General features: G+C 61.1%; 22 protein-coding genes. 11 read left to right on the top strand and 11 right to left on the bottom strand.

Annotated elements, in window-relative coordinates:
• Positions 1-27 precede the first annotated feature (27 nt).
• Entirely contained in the window at positions 28-348 is a 321-nt protein-coding gene (locus ELH03_RS05955) for a YnfA family protein (protein ID WP_128401227.1), read from the bottom strand.
• A gap of 178 nt (positions 349-526) precedes the next feature.
• On the opposite strand from ELH03_RS05955, the gene ELH03_RS05950 reads away from it, so the two are divergent.
• From ELH03_RS05950 to ELH03_RS05915, 8 genes are all read left to right on the top strand, one after another.
• Positions 527-943, top strand: a complete 417-nt coding sequence (locus ELH03_RS05950; protein ID WP_128412465.1) for an NUDIX hydrolase — start codon at positions 527-529, stop codon at positions 941-943.
• Between the two features lie 34 nt (positions 944-977).
• The gene (locus tag ELH03_RS05945; protein ID WP_128401333.1) at positions 978-1,421 is read left to right on the top strand and encodes a TIGR02301 family protein; all 444 of its coding nucleotides are present in this window, start codon (positions 978-980) and stop codon (positions 1,419-1,421) included.
• A 103-nt stretch (positions 1,422-1,524) separates the two neighbouring features.
• The gene (locus tag ELH03_RS05940; RefSeq protein WP_003546972.1) at positions 1,525-1,782 is read left to right on the top strand and encodes a hypothetical protein; all 258 of its coding nucleotides are present in this window, start codon (positions 1,525-1,527) and stop codon (positions 1,780-1,782) included.
• Positions 1,783-1,800: 18 nt separating this feature from the next.
• The gene (locus ELH03_RS05935; RefSeq protein WP_130766164.1) at positions 1,801-2,553 is read left to right on the top strand and encodes a hypothetical protein; all 753 of its coding nucleotides are present in this window, start codon (positions 1,801-1,803) and stop codon (positions 2,551-2,553) included.
• Between the two features lie 98 nt (positions 2,554-2,651).
• A complete protein-coding gene (gene ygfZ, locus ELH03_RS05930; protein WP_128401224.1) occupies positions 2,652-3,506 on the top strand; it encodes a CAF17-like 4Fe-4S cluster assembly/insertion protein YgfZ in 855 nt (284 codons plus the stop codon).
• Positions 3,503-4,111, top strand: a complete 609-nt coding sequence (locus ELH03_RS05925; protein ID WP_018241411.1) for an HD domain-containing protein — start codon at positions 3,503-3,505, stop codon at positions 4,109-4,111. The genes ygfZ and ELH03_RS05925 overlap by 4 nt, the downstream gene beginning before the upstream one ends.
• Complete coding sequence (locus ELH03_RS05920; RefSeq protein WP_130658654.1) at positions 4,108-4,638, top strand: tyrosine phosphatase family protein; 531 nt, start codon at positions 4,108-4,110, stop codon at positions 4,636-4,638. Before ELH03_RS05925 ends, ELH03_RS05920 begins: the two co-directional genes overlap by 4 nt.
• Before the next feature lie 58 nt (positions 4,639-4,696).
• Positions 4,697-5,581 (top strand): mechanosensitive ion channel family protein, encoded by an 885-nt coding sequence (locus ELH03_RS05915; protein ID WP_130766163.1) that lies wholly within the window; start codon positions 4,697-4,699, stop codon positions 5,579-5,581.
• Between the two features lie 100 nt (positions 5,582-5,681).
• On the opposite strand, the gene ELH03_RS05910 is transcribed toward ELH03_RS05915, so the two are convergent.
• Positions 5,682-6,197 carry a superoxide dismutase family protein gene (locus tag ELH03_RS05910; RefSeq protein ID WP_128412461.1) on the bottom strand — a complete coding sequence of 172 codons (516 nt, stop codon included), beginning with the start codon at positions 6,195-6,197 and terminating at the stop codon, positions 5,682-5,684.
• Positions 6,198-6,529: 332 nt separating this feature from the next.
• Positions 6,530-6,883, bottom strand: a complete 354-nt coding sequence (locus ELH03_RS05905; protein ID WP_197727716.1) for a hypothetical protein — start codon at positions 6,881-6,883, stop codon at positions 6,530-6,532.
• 427 nt (positions 6,884-7,310) lie between these two features.
• Between ELH03_RS05905 and ELH03_RS05900 the strand changes: the two genes are divergently transcribed.
• The 3 genes from ELH03_RS05900 to ELH03_RS05890 all read left to right on the top strand — a co-directional run bounded on the left by ELH03_RS05900 (position 7,311) and on the right by ELH03_RS05890 (position 10,879).
• Complete coding sequence (locus tag ELH03_RS05900) at positions 7,311-9,215, top strand: putative bifunctional diguanylate cyclase/phosphodiesterase (RefSeq protein WP_130766162.1); 1,905 nt, start codon at positions 7,311-7,313, stop codon at positions 9,213-9,215.
• Between the two features lie 137 nt (positions 9,216-9,352).
• Positions 9,353-10,012, top strand: coding sequence for an HD domain-containing protein (locus tag ELH03_RS05895; protein ID WP_197727715.1), 660 nt, complete (start codon positions 9,353-9,355; stop codon positions 10,010-10,012).
• 9 nt (positions 10,013-10,021) lie between these two features.
• Entirely contained in the window at positions 10,022-10,879 is an 858-nt protein-coding gene (locus tag ELH03_RS05890; RefSeq protein ID WP_130766161.1) for an MOSC domain-containing protein, read from the top strand.
• A gap of 104 nt (positions 10,880-10,983) precedes the next feature.
• On the opposite strand, the gene ELH03_RS05885 is transcribed toward ELH03_RS05890, so the two are convergent.
• The 8 genes from ELH03_RS05885 to acpS all read right to left on the bottom strand — a co-directional run bounded on the left by ELH03_RS05885 (position 10,984) and on the right by acpS (position 17,514).
• The gene (locus ELH03_RS05885; protein WP_130766160.1) at positions 10,984-11,979 is read right to left on the bottom strand and encodes an aldo/keto reductase; all 996 of its coding nucleotides are present in this window, start codon (positions 11,977-11,979) and stop codon (positions 10,984-10,986) included.
• Between the two features lie 101 nt (positions 11,980-12,080).
• Positions 12,081-12,851, bottom strand: a complete 771-nt coding sequence (gene recO, locus ELH03_RS05880; RefSeq protein ID WP_128401216.1) for a DNA repair protein RecO — start codon at positions 12,849-12,851, stop codon at positions 12,081-12,083.
• A gap of 124 nt (positions 12,852-12,975) precedes the next feature.
• Positions 12,976-13,461, bottom strand: coding sequence for a response regulator (locus ELH03_RS05875; RefSeq protein ID WP_128401215.1), 486 nt, complete (start codon positions 13,459-13,461; stop codon positions 12,976-12,978).
• 258 nt (positions 13,462-13,719) lie between these two features.
• Entirely contained in the window at positions 13,720-14,472 is a 753-nt protein-coding gene (locus tag ELH03_RS05870; protein ID WP_128401214.1) for a Crp/Fnr family transcriptional regulator, read from the bottom strand.
• 72 nt (positions 14,473-14,544) lie between these two features.
• Positions 14,545-15,486, bottom strand: coding sequence for a GTPase Era (gene era / locus ELH03_RS05865; RefSeq protein WP_018070602.1), 942 nt, complete (start codon positions 15,484-15,486; stop codon positions 14,545-14,547).
• 7 nt (positions 15,487-15,493) lie between these two features.
• Positions 15,494-16,213: a ribonuclease III gene (rnc, locus tag ELH03_RS05860; RefSeq protein WP_003558092.1), complete on the bottom strand. Its 720-nt coding sequence runs from the start codon at positions 16,211-16,213 to the stop codon at positions 15,494-15,496.
• Positions 16,210-16,953: a signal peptidase I gene (lepB, locus tag ELH03_RS05855; RefSeq protein ID WP_003558090.1), complete on the bottom strand. Its 744-nt coding sequence runs from the start codon at positions 16,951-16,953 to the stop codon at positions 16,210-16,212. The genes rnc and lepB overlap by 4 nt, the downstream gene beginning before the upstream one ends.
• 156 nt (positions 16,954-17,109) lie before the next feature.
• Positions 17,110-17,514, bottom strand: coding sequence for a holo-ACP synthase (gene acpS / locus ELH03_RS05850; RefSeq protein ID WP_128401213.1), 405 nt, complete (start codon positions 17,512-17,514; stop codon positions 17,110-17,112).
• Positions 17,515-17,523: the final 9 nt, after the last annotated feature.

The following is a 17,523-nucleotide window of genomic DNA, read 5'->3' as shown; positions in this document are numbered from 1 at the left end:
ACCCCGCTTGCGCCCGGTCAAGGCGCCTCAGCCTCTCGGCGCGAAGAGGATGAGGCTGGCGCCGGCAAGGCAGATCAGCGCGCCGCCGATATCGTAACGATCAGGCACTCGGTTCTCGACCAGCCACAGCCAGAGCAGCGAAGCGAGGATATAAATGCCGCCATAGGCCGCGAAGGTACGGCCGGCGACCTCGCTCGGCACCAGCGTCAGAAGCCAGGCAAAAAGCGCCAGGGAGACCATACCCGGCGCCAGCCACCAGACGGGCTTTTCGAGCTTCAGCCATGCCCAGAAGGCAAAGCAGCCGGCGATCTCGAAGAGCGCAGCAAAGGCATAGATGATGTAGGCCACGGAAGCCCCTTTCGAATCCTTCAGTTTTTTGCCTCATGCATGTCGCTCAAAACCGCTGCACACCTTTGAGCGACATGCATTGGCAACTATCCTGCGAAAAGTGTGGAAGCCAAGCAGCGGCGGCATGCAAATGTCGGTTCATCGGCTAGGATAGGCGATCACAGCAAGAGCAGTCCCGATGACCTCCACCGCCAAACCCGGCTCCGCCGCCATTCTCGAACGCGACGGACGATTCCTTCTGGTGTTGCGCCGCAACCCGCCTTCCGCCGACATGTACGCCTTTCCCGGCGGGCGCGCCGAGCCCGGCGAAACGCCGGAGCGAACGGCATTGCGCGAATTCCATGAAGAGACCGGCATTTCGGCACGGAATCCGCGGCTGTTTTCGACCTACGACCTGAAGACGCATGCGGCCGACGGCAGCATCAACAGCCATTTCCTGCTGTCGGTCTTCCGCGTCGATGCGGATCGGGACGCGGTGGCGGAAGCTGCCGACGATGCGGCCGCCCTCGGTTGGTACACGGTGGAGGAAATCCGGCGGCTGCCCGTGCCGCAGAGCGTGCTTGAATGCGCTGAGCGGCTGGCGGGCGGCGAATAGACGTGGAAACTTTCAAGCACGCCTTGTTGCCGTCATGCTCAGCGTATCAACTACGTGCATGATTCCCGTTCGACGCGTTTTCCTGTCCCTGCTCGTCCTGGCCGGCCCCACGATGGCGCAGGGCAAGAATACGCCGCCTCCACAGGAGGAGCAGATTGCGCCGCCGATCGTGAGCGTGCCCTATGACGACAAGCTGGCGCGGTTCGCCGAGGTGCTGGGTTCGGTGCATTATCTCAGAACGCTCTGCAAGGCGCCTGGTGGCGACGAGTGGCGAAACGGCATGCAGCAGCTGCTCGATTCGGAGACTGGCAACGAGCAGTTGCGCAAGGAAAAGCTCACAGCGGCCTTCAATCGTGGCTATCGCGCCTTCGCCTCGGTCTATACGGATTGCACCCCGGCGGCCATCGTGGCAGAAGAGCGCTACCGTAACGAAGGTGCAACACTTGCCACAGAAATTACCTCGCGCTTTGGAAATTGACGTTTAATTAACCTGTTTTCGCATGCGGACGTGTCGTTTTGGGAAAAGGCTGTTAGTGTTGTTAACGGTGCAGTAAGACATGAGAAGTTCTGAGGAAAAGACAATGGAAGCAAGCCTCAACGACATCGACGACATGATCGTCCACGAAAAGATGCAGGCAGCTCTGGAGTACCAGAACGAGGCTTGGGCCGACGGCATGGCCGACGGGATTGAGCCTGAAATCATCGCTGATGCCGCCATTGCACATGCGCTGCGCGAGACGATCAGATTGCATGGGGAAAAGAGCGCCGAAGCCCTGCTGGATTCGCTGCGTGAACGCATGCTTGCCGGCGAATTCTCCGCGAACCGCACCCTGCAATAATTATTATCAGAGAGTTTGATGCACACCGGTAAAGAGAAAGTTTCGCGAATTTCGCTCGCGCCGGTGCTGCTTGCTTTCAGCCTCGCCGCCGGCAATGTTTTCCTTGCGCCGGCAGCCTACGCGCTTTCCGAACTGCACAACATCCCCGGCCAGGCGGCCAACGAGACGCCGCCCGCACAGGGAAGCGCTCAGGGACAGAGCCAGCCGCAGACCACTCCCGGCGTTCCCATGGCCGATCCGCTGGTCAACAGCCAGAACAATCAGGGTGTCGACAAGACGCCCGGCGCCCAGGATAATTCCAAGCCCGTCGAGGTGATCTACGACATCAGCAAGGTGCCAGAGCCGGTTCGCAAGATGCGCGAGCAGATCGTCGAAGCGGCCGCCTCCGGCGATCTCGAACGGCTGCGGCCACTGATGGGCACCGGCGCCGATCAGACACAGGTGACTGTGGGCGAACCGACCGACGATCCGATCGGCGCGCTGAAGGATCTGTCGGGCGATCCTGATGGCGACGAGATCCTTGCCATCATGCTCGATATCGTCTCGACCGGCTTCGTGCATGTCGGCCAGGGCACAGCAGACGACATGTATGTCTGGCCCTATTTTGCCGAGAAGGACCTGAAGTCGCTGACGCCGCCGGAGCGCGTCGAGTTGCTCCGCATCGTCACGGCCGGCGATCTCTCCGACATGCAGGAGTTCGGCGGATATAATTTCTACCGCCTCGGCATTACGCCTCAGGGCAAATGGAAATTCTTCACAGCGGGCGATTGATGCCCGTCTCGCCTGCGCTTTTCACGTTTCGCTTGGCGCTTGCGATCCACCTCATGAAGACATACCTCTGAGCGATGACCAACGCGACAGGTTCCGCCATGCCAGCCGTATTCCTGAATGACCGCTCGTTGCTCCTTGTCAGCGGCGCGGAAGCCCAATCCTTTCTGCAGAACCTGATCACCACCGATATCACCTCGCTCGGCGCCGACGAGGCGCGGCCCGGGGCACTCTTGACGCCGCAGGGCAAGATCCTGTTCGACTTCATGATCTGGCAAGACGGCGACGGTTACATGATCGAAACCGATTCGGGCCAGCGCGACGGCCTGCTGAAGCGGCTGACAATGTACAAGCTGCGCGCCGCTGTCACACTTGCGCCAAGCACCGAAAACGGCGTCACCGTTTCCTGGGGCGAGGATGCCGAGGGCGTCCGAGACAGCCAGGGCGTCCGAGACAGCCGCTTCGCCAAGGCGGGCGTCACGCTGACCCGTCGGGCAGGAAGACACGGCGATGGCAAAGAAGCGCTCTACGACGCGCTGCGCATCAGCCACGGCATCGTCATGTCAGGATCGGACTTCGCCCTGCAGGACGCCTTCCCGCATGACGTGCTGATGGATTTCAACGGCGGCCTCTCCTTCAGGAAAGGCTGCTATGTCGGCCAGGAGGTCGTCTCGCGCATGCAGCACCGCGGCACCGCACGCCGGCGCGTCGTGACGGTGTCCGCCGCGACAGCCCTGCCGGAGACCGGGACGGAGATCACCGCCGGCGGCAAGCCTGTGGGAACGCTCGGTTCGGTCGAAGGCGGCAGCGGCCTTGCGATCGTGCGCATCGACCGCGCCGGCGCCGCGATGGCGGCAGGCACGCCGCTGCTCGCCGGCGAAACGCCCGTTTCCCTCGTCCTGCCGACATGGTCCGGCCTTGTCTTTCCCACAAGCGGCGACGAGGCCAGCGCGTGACAACGACGAAAGCTCCGCGTGCCTGGCAACGCATGCTGTCCGGGCGCAGGCTCGACCTGCTCGACCCCTCGCCGCTCGATGTCGAACTCATCGACATCGCCCATGGGCTTGCGCGGGTTGCCCGGTGGAACGGCCAGACCTCTGGCGATCATGCTTTTTCGGTGGCGCAGCACAGTCTCGTCGTCGAGGATATCTTCCGCCGCTTCAACGATGCGCGGCCGCAGGAATGCCTGATGGCGCTGCTGCACGACGCACCCGAATATGTGATCGGCGACATGATCTCGCCGTTCAAATCGGTGGTCGGCGGCGGCTACAAGACGGTGGAAAAGCGGCTGGAAGCCGCCGTGCACCTGCGCTTCGGCCTGCCGCCGCATCCCTCGCGCGACCTTAAGGACCGGATCAAGAAGGCCGACACGATCGCCGCCTATTTCGAGGCAACCGTGCTTGCCGGTTTCACCCCCGCCGAGGCGCAGAAATTCTTCGGCCAACCGCGCGGCATCAGCAAGGACATGCTGATGATCGAGCCCCTGCCGGCGCTCGAAGCGCAGCGGTTGTTCTGCGCGCGCTTCGCGGCGATCGAGGCCGAGCGGGGGATGGTATCATGACCTTCATCGTCGTCTCGCCGCTGTCGCGCATCGCGGAAATGGCGGTGCGCCACAAGGCGCGCGACATGATCAGCCTGATCGCCAAGGAGCAGGCCTTTCACCGGCCGGGCGTGATCGCGGCCGAACGTCATCTGACACTTGGCATGAACGATATCGTCTTCAAGGGCACCGGCGATCTCGTGGCGCCTGACGAAACGCATGTCCGCGGGATTATCGACTTTGCTGCCTCGTGGCGGCAGGAGACGCCGCTGCTCATCCATTGCTGGATGGGCGTGTCGCGATCGCCGGCTGCAGCCCTCATCGCCGCGCTGTCGCTGGCACCCGATCAGAGCGATGAAACGCTTGCCCGCCGGCTCCGAGCCGCCTCACCTTTTGCGACGCCGAACGCCCGGCTGATCGAGATCGGTGACGCGCTGCTCGGCCGCAACGGCCGGCTGGTCGCGGCGGTGCGGGCAATCGGACGTGGTGCGGATGCCGACGGCAATACGCCCTTCGTGCTTGCGATCCGGGACGCCGTCGGCGGTTGACGCTGCCGCCAGCCGCTCCATCTAGCCCCCGACCACATACAATCGACAGGGCCAGATCATGGAACAACAGGCAGCCGATGTCCTCCTCGCCACGCAAACGGCACTCAGCCAGGCAAGCGCGCTTGCGGTGCAATACTCCTTCTCCGTCCTCGGGGCGGTGATTCTGCTCGTTCTTGGCTGGGCGCTGGCCGGTTTTACCAGCCGCTGGGCCTATGAGGGCCTGTCGCGCGTTCATGGTATCGACGAGACGCTGGCGCGATTCTTCACCAATGTGCTGCGCTATGCGCTGCTCATCCTGGTGTTCATCACCGTCCTCGGTCAATTCGGCGTCCAGACCGCCTCGATCATCGCAACTCTCGGCGCAGCGGGCCTCGCGATCGGACTGGCACTGCAAGGGACGCTGCAGAATATCGCCGCCGGCATTATGCTGCTGATCCTCAGGCCTTTTCGCGTCGGCGAATATATCGAGACCAGCAGCGTGGCCGGCACGGTGCGCGAAATCGGATTGTTTGCAACCGAGCTCAAAACCGGCGACGGGCTCTACCGGTTGGCACCGAATTCGACGCTCTGGAACACGCCCATTACCAATTTCACCCGCGAGCCCACGCGGCGGAACGAGCTGAAAATCAGCGTCGCCTATGAGGATGACATCGATCTGGCGATGGAGACGCTGATGAACCTTGCCAAAGCCGATTCCAGGGTGCTGACGTCACCGGCGCCCAGCGTCTTCATCGACAGCCTTGGTGACGGCACGATCTCCGTAGCGCTGCGCTACTGGGCAAAGACAGGTGACTGGTGGCTGGTCAGCCGTGACATGGTGAAGCGCGTGAAACTCGCCTTCGACGAAAATCCTGACGCTGTCCCGGATGCTTCAGATGCCGCGCCGGCGAACAAGTCCAACGGCAAGGCGACGGCCGAAAAGCCGACGCCGACGCGGCAGTAAGACATTGCAGCCGCGGGTCTCTTTAAGACCCGCGGGGCTGTGCGCTTTGAATTCCTAATTTTGTTCTTAATCGATGCCGATCTAAGAATTGTGCGGTAGCCTATTGAACGACGCCGCAGGAAAGTCTTTCCCCGGCATCACCCGAGGGCTGGCTGCGATAGTCATCCGAATTGGCGTGCACCATCAATGCGCGGCCGCGAATGCCATCGGTCTTTCCGTCGAGCGTGACCATGCTGTCGAAGATCTGTGCCCGCAGCATGCCGTCCTGCCCGACATATTGATTGGGCATATCGCCGGCGTGCGGTCCCTTAGCGGCAAGAATGCCGTGCTCGGCCTTATCAGGGTTGAAGTGACCGCCCGCCGATTCGTGATGGGTCGCAGCGTCGCAGCGGCCGGTCTCATGAACATGGAAGGCCACCCATTTGTTCGCAGGCAGGCCCGCTATCTCGACTTCGATCAGGACGCCGCCATTGGCGGCAGCCGTCAGCTGCGCGCGACCGTCCTCCTTGCCGTCCTTGCCGACGAAATTGGCGACCGCCGTTTGCTTGTCCTGAGCGCCTACCGGCAATGCAACCGCAAGCAGGCTCAAGGCGGCGATAATGCGCATGGCTTTCATGGAGATCTCCTTGCGTCCGGTTGTCCTTCTGAACGTCTCAAACCGGAAGGTGTTCCTGATCTAAAGCGCGGCGCGATCTTTCAGATTCGCCTGCCACGCTTTAGGTCTTTGATTTACCGCATGTCGTGATCGCAAAACCGCTGCACACTTTTGCGCAACATGCTTTCGAGCGCCGCGCGCCCGATAGGACGCTCTAAGGACGCTCTGCCACTTTGAGTGGCGCATAATCCTTTCCGAAAATCACTCCGATTTTCGGGGTTATGCGCAGGAATATCGAACGAGAAAAGCCGGCCAACTGGCCGGCTTGCAGATCTCTCGAATTGAGATGCCGCTCAGGCGACGGCATCGAAATCGAATTGACCGTAGGTCTTGCGGTAGAGATCCTCAGGCTGATCGCCAGTCGTCGGCGCGGCCTGCTGCAGCGGATAGGGAACGGCGATGCTGCTTGCCGTGCCGCTGTCACGCGTGTCCATCATCAGCGCAATCAGGCTGCCGGAAAATTTCGGCTGCGTGTCGCTGGCCTTATCGTCTTCGAGGAGTTCCTTGATGATACCGGGCTTCTCATCGGCGGCACGTTCGCCGCGGCTGAGTACGCCATCGCCATTGGCATCGAGCCGCGAAAGCGTCGCCAGATATGCGTATGAAGTGTCTGAAACGGATGTGGTGCTGGTCATACAAACCTCCATTCACCGCCTTTTGCCGGTGGTGTTTGTACGCAATACGAACGTTGGGAAATCACTGTTGACTCGGTGGTTAAACTGATTTGCGCAGTGCGTCAATAAGTTGTTAACTTCTCATTAACGATGATTGACAAAAGTTAACGGAACGCCTGAACGCAGGCCTCCGCCAGCGTCAGGAAGCCGCTTTCCGCGTATTTCAGCTATTTTTCACATATAAAACAAACGTCTAACGCAGCGACGTCGCTGCTGCACTGCAACCGAATATTAATCCGGCCCATACAAAATGCGCATCACGCATCACCAGCAGGCGTCCAGCTTATAAAAAATCAACCTCCGTATTCATTTTAGAAAGGTCTCTCATGTCCGGCGAAATGAGGCACGTTCATCAAACGAGGACGCTTTCCTCCGCTGTCGTCCCGCGAGACGCAGGCACATGAAAGCTGAAGCGCTCTTCTGGCGGCAATGCACCGAGGCCGTCACCGCCGATGGATCGATCGATGCGCAGCGCCTGATGGATCTTGTGATCGCGACCTATCGCGTCCATGAAAGCGACTATGACGAAATCGAGAGAAGCGCGGAAACGTTGCTGAGGGAAAACCATGCGCTGCGAGGCAATATTTCCGCCCTCAGCCAGGCGTTCGACGGACAGAAAAAACTCTTCGAAATCATTCTCAACAACCTGCCGCTCGGTCTCAGCGTCTTCGACGCCGACCAGCGGCTGACACTTTCCAACATCCGCTTCCGTCAGCTCTTCGACCTGACGGACGAAGATGTCATTGCCGGCGCGACAATCGCCGATCTCACGGCCAAAATGCGTGGCACGGAGAGCGCCAGCGCCAAGCCCGGCCGGCGGACCGGGCGACATTCCTCCGCAACCGCAAGAAGCAGTGGTATCCGTCGGCGCGAATGGCTGATGGACGATGGCCGCATCATCCAGAGCATGGTGACCATCCTTTCCGATGGCAGCAACATTTCCATTCATGCCGATATTACCGAGGATCGAAGGGCTGCAGAGCGCATCACCTATCTCGCCCACCACGACCCGCTGACCGGCCTTCCGAACCGCATCCATTTCCGCGAGCAGGTCGATGCGACGCTCGCAGAGCGCAGGCCAGATCAGCAGATTGCCCTCGTTCACCTCAATCTCGACCGGTTCAAATCGATCAACAACACGATGGGCGTTTCGGCCGGCGACAAGATCCTGCAACAGGTCGCCGAGCGCATCCGAGCCTCGGCCGGTTCGGAAAACACCCTGGCCCGCCTCAGCTCGGACGAATTCGCCATTCTGCAGACGGGCAAGCAGCAGCCCTGGAACGTGACGGCGCTTGCCGAGCGGATCCGCCGTGAGCTTTCCGAACCATTCCTCCACGGCGAGAAACAGGTGGAGCTCAGCGTCTCCATGGGCATCGCAATCGCCCCTGATGATGGCGAGGAAACCGATATCCTGCTGAAAAATGCCGGCGTCGCGCTGTCACATGCCAAGGCGGACGGGCGCAAACGCGAGCGCTTCTTCGCCAGCGAGATGGAAACGCAGATGCAGCTGCGCCACGCATTGGAGGCGGACCTCAGAGCAGCCGTTGAGAACGAGGAATTCGAGCTGCATTACCAGCCGCTTTATGACCTCGTGCAGCGGCACATCTGCGGCTTCGAAGCGTTGATCCGCTGGAACCACCCGGTTCGAGGCCGCGTTCCGCCGATGGATTTCATTCCGCTTGCCGAAGAGGTCGGCCTCGTCGTTGATATCGGCCGTTGGGTTTTGCGTCAGGCCTGCAACGATGCAGCGCAATGGCCGGAGGGCATCAAGGTCGCCGTCAACGTTTCGGCAATCCAGTTCAGCAGCAGCGACCTGCCGCAAGATGTCAGCGAGGCGCTTGCCGCCGCCGCGCTGTCGCCGTCGCGGCTTGAACTCGAAATCACCGAGAGCGTGCTGATGGAAAATCTCAGCGAAGTGCTGCCGATCCTGCATGCGCTGAAGGAGCGAGGCATCCGCATCTCGATGGACGATTTCGGAACCGGCTATTCCTCACTGAGCTATCTCTCGAGCTTCCCCTTCGACAAGATCAAGATCGACAAGTCCTTCGTCAACGACATCGTCGACAACAAGGAAGCGCATGCGATCATGCACGCGATCATCCTGCTCGGCGATGCGCTCGGCATGCGCGTCACCGTCGAGGGCGTCGAGACGGCCGCGCAGCTGGCGCTGCTCGAATGCGAGGAATGCGACGAGATCCAGGGCTATCACATCAGTCCGCCGCGACCGGCGCGCGACGTGCCCCATCTTCTCTCCCTGCCGCCGAAGAACAGCGGCGTGACGCATCTTCCTGAGGCCAAGCACTGAGATCCCCCTCGATTGCGACTCGCACGGCAAGCCGCTACAAAATCGGCTGCGATTCCTGAGATCTTCGTTGTCGCATCCTTTTACCGCCCGCATTCAATTCCGCGCCGATGCCCTATCGGCGGAAAACGATCTTCCTCATGACAGGTGGCGCTATGTTCGCGGCTGAAGCCTTCTCCCCACACGAAACGCTTGCGGCGGCGCTGATTGCGCATGCGGCCGACGGCGACGACGGCTCGCACGACCTTGCCCATATCCTGCGCGTCTTCAGGAATGCCATGCGCATCCATGCGGGAGAAGGCGGCGACGGGCGGGTGCTTGCTGCTTCCGTGCTGCTGCACGACTGCGTCGCCGTTGAGAAGAATTCGCCGCTGCGGGCAAAAGCATCGGCTTTGGCGGCGCAGAAGGCATCGACGATCCTGGCGGAGCTCGGCTGGAGCGTCGAGGATATCGATGCCGCGGCCCACGCAATCACCGCGCACAGTTTCTCCGCCGGGGTGGCGCCGCAAACGCTGGAGGCGAAGATCCTGCAGGATGCCGACCGGCTGGACGCGATCGGCATGGTCGGCGTCGCCCGCTGCTTCTATATCGCCGGGCGACTGGGATCCGGGCTCTACGATCCGTTCGACCCGGCGGCAGCGGACCGCCCGCTCGATGACAAGCGTTATGCCATTGACCATTTCCAGACGAAGCTGTTCAAACTGGCGGAAGGATTCCAGACCGAGACCGGCCGCAAGCTGGCGGCCGCGCGAGACAAAAGCTTGCGCGACTTCCTCTCGGCCTTCATGGACGAAATCTAGGAGCACAACATGCGTGTCAGCGACCTCTTCATCTACCCGCTCAAAAGTGCCCGCGGCATTGCGCTGCCGGCTGCCGACATCGACGCCTACGGGCTTCCCGGCGATCGGCGGGCGATGATCACCGATGCGCAAGGCCATTTCATCACCCAGCGCGAGTTGCCCGACCTCGCACGCATCGAGGTACGACCGGAGGCGAGCGCCTTTCGGCTGCTGATGCAGGGGAAAACGGACATATCGGTACCACCGCCTCAGCCTGAAAACCGCATGGATGTGACCGTGTGGAAATCTGCCGTCAGCGCCGCCGTCGCCGATCCTGAGAGCAACCGGCAGCTTTCCGAATGGCTTGGCCGCGAGGTGCGCCTAGTCTTCTTCGACGGCCAGGCACGGCGGACGGCAAATGCCGAATGGGCCGGCGAAGCCACGCCCGTCACCTTTACCGATGGTTATCAGATCCTGGTGACGACGACAGGCTCGCTGAAGGCATTGAATGCCGATCTCGCCGCCCACAGCGAAGGCAGTGTCGGCATGGAACGCTTCCGTCCGAACATCGTCATCGATACCGACGAGGCCTGGCCGGAGGACCGCTGGGCGGCAATCGAGATCGCCGGCATCCGCTTCGATCTCGTCAAACCCTGCTCCCGCTGCATCATGACGACGCAGGACCAACTGACCGGGTCCCGCGAGGGGCCAAACCCGATGCCGGCCATGGGCCGCGTCCGCATGTCGGCCGACCGGCGCGTGCCCGGCCCGCTTTTCGGCTGGAACGCCACGCCACGCGGCAGCGGCAGGATCACAATCGGTGACACCGTCAATATCGTTGAAGAGAGGCCGGAAGGCTGGGCGCTCAAACGTCGCGCCGCGGCCTAAAGCGCAGCGCGTCAAACCGGATTCATGCGATGCGCTTTGAGTCGTTGATTTATACATGTCGCCCAAAACCGCTGCATGCTTTTGGGCGACATGTATTGGAACCCTCAGAAGCGATCGAGCGCGGCATCGATCCCCGCCATGACATCGGCCGGCAACGGTCCCTTTTCCAGCGCGCCGGCATTTTCCTCCACCTGGGCGACGGTGCGGAAGCCGGGAATGGGAAGGGTGCGCGGAGAGCGTGCCCAGAGCCAGGCAAGCGCGCCCTGCGTCAGCGTGCGCCCGCCTGATGTCAGGAGATCGCGGACGGCATCGAGCCGTGCGGCGAATTCCGGGGCCATACGTCCGTCTTTGAAATAGACCATCCAGTCGAGGGCAGCACCGCGGACATCCTTGGCGCCCACGGCCTTGTCGGCGGTGAACTTGCCGGTCAGCAGCCCCATCGCCAGTGGGCCGCGATTGATGGAGATCAGGCCCTTTCCCTCGATCACCGCAATCATCTCCGGCACCGGTTCGAAAACATTCATCGTATGCTGGATCGAGACGTAGCCCTGTCGGCCGTCAGGACGGGCGGCACGATCCGGAAAATCGGTGCTCCAGCCGAACGCATCGATCTTGCCTTCGGCACGCAGCGCCTCCAGCGTATCGAAGACGGCATCCGATTGTTCCGGCGGAAAATCATTGAGGTGGAACTGCAGCAGATCGAGGCGGTCGCGCCTGAGGCGGCGCAACGAGGTCTCGACCGAGCGGCGAATGAAGGCCGCATCGGCAAAGGCGCCGGTTGCCTGTTTGGTTGCCGGATCGGTGGCAAAGCCGAATTTGGTGGCGATGACGATATCGTCGCGATTGCCGATCGCCCGGCCGAGCACCTCCTCCGAGTGGCCGGCGCCGTAGTTCGAGGCCGTGTCGAAGAAGCGGATGCCGAGTTCGATGGCGCGATTGATCGCCTCCACGGATTCATCGTCGTCGACATCGCCCCAGCCGAGCGGCGTGTCGCCGGCAAAGAAGGGACCGCCGATCGCCCAGCATCCCATGCCGAGGCGCGGAATTTCGCGGCCGTTCCAGAGCGTGATCGTCGTCGGTGAAGTAGTCTTGGTCAGCATGAGGTCCTCCTTGATTGGCAATCCTGTGAAGACATAGGAAGCGCTCATCGGCAGGTAAACCGCCAAATCCGGAGGATGTTTTGCACCCGTAAAAAACGAGGTCAGGCGGAAATACCATTCGGGCCGGAAAGCGTCCGCAAGGCTGGATTAAGCGCCTTGAGCGCCGCCTGAACGAAGCCGTCGCGGGCAGTTACCGCCTCGATGCCGCGCGGCTCGTAGACATGACGATGCAGAAAGAACCCTGTCAGGCGGAATGCAGCTGAGAGACTATCGAAGTCGGCTGCATGGTTGCCTTCGATGCTGAGGAACGGCGGCAGGAGCAGCATTTTGTCCGCCCAGGGGGCGCCGGCGCTGCGGCTGACGGCGCGGCCGGATTTCGGCGAGACATAGACGAGATCGGAACGGGCGCCGGTCGCAGCGCATTCGGCAAGATCCAGGCCGAAACCGAGATCATTCAGCACAGCAAGCTCGAAACGCACGAAGAGTTCGCCAGCATCGGCCGGGTTGTGCAGGTGATCGAGGATGACCTCCAGCGCATCGAAGAGGTGCGGATGCGGGTCACGCTCCGGCAGCAGCCGCAGAAGCGCCCCCATCGCCTGGACACCGTAGACGGCGGTCGCCGTTTCCATCAGGCGAGCGGCGCGCAGTGTCACCGGCTCGACACGGAATTCACCGAGATGTTCGTCAAGCCGGGCACGCCAGTTGACCTCCACGGCATTGCCCGCCTGCAGCACCGGCTGCATGGCGCGCGAACGGCCGGAACGCACCAGGCCGAGATGGCGGCCGCGATCACGCGTCATCACCTCGGCGATGACGCTCGTCTCGCCGTGGCGCTTGACGCCCAGAATGATCGCCTGGTCCTGCCATTGCATCGAAAGAAGTCCCTGCGGCTGACGAATCCATCCTACTGCATAATTCAACGCGTTACAGCGTCCTTTGCACGTCTGAAAGACGCGCGGCGCTGTCAGCAAGGCCTGGATTCTGTCATGGAGCGTGTCAGGCTACAGCCGGGAAAAGCCTCTGCAGGAATTCGCGCATCGCTGTTTCGTCGAACGGCTTCACCAGAAGCGGTATGTGCTGCAGGTCGAGCGGGAAATCGCCCGTATCGGAATAGCCGCTGACGAAGCCGAAGGGGATGCCGATATCGAGAAGATGACGGGCAAATCCGAAACTCATGCCCTCGCCGAGATTGACGTCGAGAAGGGCGAAATCATATGTCTCCGCAGCAATGGCGGCCCTCGCCTGTTCCACACTGCCGACGATATCGATACTCTCGACGCCGGCCAGGCGCAGAATATCCTCCGCCTCCATCGCGATGATCAAACTGTCTTCAAGAACCAGAACACGGATTGCGCTCATGATTCGATGCCCCTCGTCGGGCGCCTGTCGCAGCGCCCCGGCCGTTTCGCCAACATCATTGCCCTCCGGTGCCCCGCATGGCACGCTATCGGTGAATTCCGCCACCTTTTCTGAATAAACCATTTTTCTGCCCGGTCGATAAGAATCAAAATCGGAGGAAAGATGACGGCCGACTTTATTTTCCGTGCTGCTAATGCGCATTTAAAAAAGACATAAGCAGGCCGGTTGGCTACGGCATATTTGTGCAGCCATTCAAAGTGCTACGGCGTCCTTTGCGGCTCTCGAAAAGACGCGCGGCGCTATAGAGCAACTCGCGCTTTAGCGCTATATTTTTACGAATGGCGTTATGCAAAACCGCTGCACAGTTTTGCGCGACATGCTCTAGATGAACGGGCGTTTGCCCTCTCCGAGCCCTTCCCAGCCGGCGATCGCCATCAATTCCTCGCCGTTCAGCACCTCGCAGCCGCGCTCCTGCCAGCGGATCAACCCACGTTCGCTGAGCTTTTTCAAGGTTTTGTTGGTATGAACGATGGAAAGACCGAGCGTGTCGGCGATGTGCTGCTGGGTGATGGGGATGAATTTTCGACCGTTGAATATATTGAGCTTCCGGCCGCGCTCAAACAGGAAAGCGATCAGATAGGCTGCTCTTTCCAGCGCCGTGCGGCGGCCGATGCTCAAGAGGTGCTCATCCAGGATGCGCTCCTCGCGCGCGGCGATCCAGGTAATGTCGAAGGCGAGCGAGGCGTGCTTGTTGTAAAGCGTCATCAGCCTGTCACGCTGGAAGACACAAAGGGAAACGGGAGAAAGCGCTTCGACGGAATGCTGCATCTCGCCGGCGATGGTTCCCTGCAGGCCGATCAGGTCGCCCGGCATGATATAGTTCAGAATCTGGCGGCGCCCGTCCTCCAGCATCTTGTAGCGGAAGCCCCAGCCGGCGAGCACCGTGAAGAGATGAGCGCTATGCGCGCCCTCGACGAGGATGGTGGAGCCGGCATCGACGGCAAGCTCACCCCTTTTGAAGCTCGAGACGAATTCCAGCTCGTCGCGGCTGAATTCCCTGAAATGCGGCAGCGGCCGCAAGGGACATTGCTCGCAAGGGGTCTTGAACGAATTGATGGGTCTCGAGGTCGCCATACTTGCCCTTGCCGTCGCAAAACCGGCGCGCCAGCAGGGGCCAGCGTCAACCCAATGAAATCCTTGCCATGCTTATTTCGGAAAATCGAGACCCATTTCGCGGAACCGCTCGGGATCATCACCCCAATTCTCGCGAACCTTGACGAACAGAAAGAGATGGACCGGCTGTTCGAGGATTTCCGACAATTCCTTGCGCGACGCAGTCGATATCGCCTTGATGGTTTCACCACCCTTGCCGAGCGCGATCTTCTTCTGACTGTCGCGCTCGAGATAGATCACCTGCTCAATCCGCACCGAGCCGTCCTTGCGCTCTTCCCACTTCTCCGTTTCGACATGCGAGGCATAGGGAAGCTCCTGGTGCAGGCGCAGAAACAGTTTCTCGCGGGTGATCTCGGCGGCGAGCTGGCGCATCGGCAGATCGGAAATCTGGTCTTCCGGATAATACCACGGTCCCTCCGGGAGCGTTTTCGCCAGATAGTCCATGAGGTCGTCGCAGCCGGAGCCGTTTTCGGCTGATATCATGAAGGTGCGCTCGAAAGCGATCTTCTCGTTGGCGGCGGCAGCCAGTGCCAGCAGATCCTCACGGTTGACGCGGTCGATCTTGTTGAGCAGCAGGATCTTCGGCTGCCGGACTTCCTTGAGGCCTTCGAGGATGGCTTCGGCATCGCCGCGCAAGCCGCGCTCGCTGTCGATCAGCAGCACGATCAGATCGGCATCCCTCGCACCGCCCCAGGCCGAAGTCACCATGGCGCGGTCAAGCCGGCGACGCGGCTTGAAGATACCAGGCGTATCCATGAAGACGATCTGGGCATTGTCGTGGATCGCGATGCCGCGAACGATGGCGCGCGTCGTCTGCACCTTATGGCTGACGATCGAGACCTTGGCGCCGACGAGGCGGTTCACCAGCGTCGACTTGCCGGCATTGGTCGGCCCGATCAGCGCGACGAAGCCCGAATGCGTCGGACCATTGGTTTCTGCGGCAGCTTCGGCCGCGATATCTTCTTCTTGTGTCATTGTCCCGTCAGTTTCCGGCAGACGATTGCTGCCAAATGCCTTCGCGCTCGAGCATCTTCGTTGCCGCGACCTGTTCGGCGGCACGCTTCGACCGCTCTACGCCGGTTTCCGGCTTAATGCCAGCAACTTCCACCGTCACCTTGAAGCGCGGATCATGATCCGGTCCGCTGCGTTCATCAACCCGGTAGATCGGCGTGACGCCGAATTTCGCGTGCGACCATTCCTGCAGCTCGGTCTTGGCGTCGCGCTTAGCGCCATCGGCCCGCACTGCCCTGCCTTGCCAGTAACGCAGAATGAACCGGCGGGCAACTTCGAGGCCGCCGTCGAGATAGATCGCGGCGATCAGGCTTTCGACGACGTCGGCGCGCACGTTCATCATCCGCTTGCCGGTCAATTTCTTCACATCGGCGCCGGTGCGGATATAGAGGTGAAGATTGAGTTCGTCGGCGACCGCGGCGCAGGTTTCAGCGCTAACGAGCTGGTTGAGGCGAACCGAGAGCTCGCCTTCTCCCGCCGTCCCGAAGGTGCGAAACAGAAGTTCGGCGATACAGAGCCCAAGGACCCTGTCGCCGAGGAATTCCAGCCGTTCGTAATTGCCGCCCTTTTCGGTGCGGGCGCTGGCATGGGTCAGCGCGCGATCCAGGCGTTCCTTTTCAGCGAAGTCATGACCGATCAGGCCTTCAAGCTTTGCGCGGTCCGCCGCAGAAAGCGTCTGCGCCTTGCTCATTCAACAACCTTGAAGAGGCGGTCCCAACGCATGTTCGTCGGCCACTTCCAGATCTCGCGGAAAGAGGTATCGTTGCCGAGCGAGAAGAAGATGACGCTGGCGCGGCCGACAAGATTTTCGGCAGGCACGAAGCCGACGTCGAAGCGGCTGTCGAGCGAGTTGTCGCGGTTATCGCCCATCATGAAATAATGGCCTTCCGGCACGATGAATTCGCGGGTGTTATCGCCGCGCGACACCGGAGACTGATCAAGCGTGTCGTAGGTCTTGCCACTGTCGAGCGTTTCGCGGAATACCGGCACATCGGCGCCTGGATCAAGCTTGTAATCCGAGGTGAAGCTGCCGTCCGCCACCTTCGGAACCGGCTTGCCGTTGACGTAGAGCACGCCGTCGGTAACCTGGATATGGTCGCCCGGCAGGCCGATGCAGCGCTTGATGTAGTCGATCTCGGGGTTTGGCGGGAAGCGGAAGACGACGATGTCGCCACGCTTCGGATCGGCGCCGAACAGGCGGCCGCTGAAGACATCAGGCGAGAAGGGCAGCGAATATTTCGAATAGCCGTAAGCGAACTTGTTAACGAAGATATAATCGCCGACCAGCAGCGTCGGCATCATCGAGCCGGACGGAATGGTAAAGGGCTGGAATAGCACCGTTCGGATCACCATCGCCAAAATCAGCGCCTGGATGATGACTTTGATATTTTCCCAGAGGGCGTTCGGCTTGGCTTCGACTTTTTCGGACACGCAGTCTTATTCCTTCAAGACGCCGCGGCGGCGCAATTCTTTCTGTCGTTCTCTCTAGCGGCTTCGGCCGGTTGCGGCAATGGCGACAACATCAAAAGCGACGAGAGGTCGCGATCCACGCTCCCGAGGTCACGATCCACGCTCCCGAGGTCACGATCAGAGGCTCTCGGGCAACGCCTCGATAATGACGAAGGCCTGCGCCAAGGGATAATCATCGGTTATTGTCAAATGAATGGCGGGCCTGTGGCCCGCGGGCAGCAGCGATTCGAGGATCAGGGCGGCCGCGCCTGATAAAACCATGGTCGGCTTGCCGCTCGGCAGGTTGACGACGCCCATGTCCTTCCAGAAGACGCCCTGCGCTATGCCAGTGCCGAGCGCCTTGGAGCAGGCCTCCTTGGCGGCGAAACGCTTGGCATAAGATTCGGCACGGTTTGCCCGGCGGTCGGAACGCACGCGCTCGATCTCGGTAAAGCAGCGATGGGTGAAGCGCTCGCCGAAGCGCTCGATGGATTTCTCGATACGGCGAATGTCGATCAGATCGCTGCCAATGCCGATGATCATGCCGGAACC

The organism is Rhizobium beringeri (assembly GCF_004306515.1).
In the GTDB taxonomy this organism is placed as follows: domain Bacteria; phylum Pseudomonadota; class Alphaproteobacteria; order Rhizobiales; family Rhizobiaceae; genus Rhizobium; species Rhizobium beringeri.
Note: the sequence above shows the minus strand (reverse complement) of the source record. Positions and strands in the feature narration are given on the sequence as shown.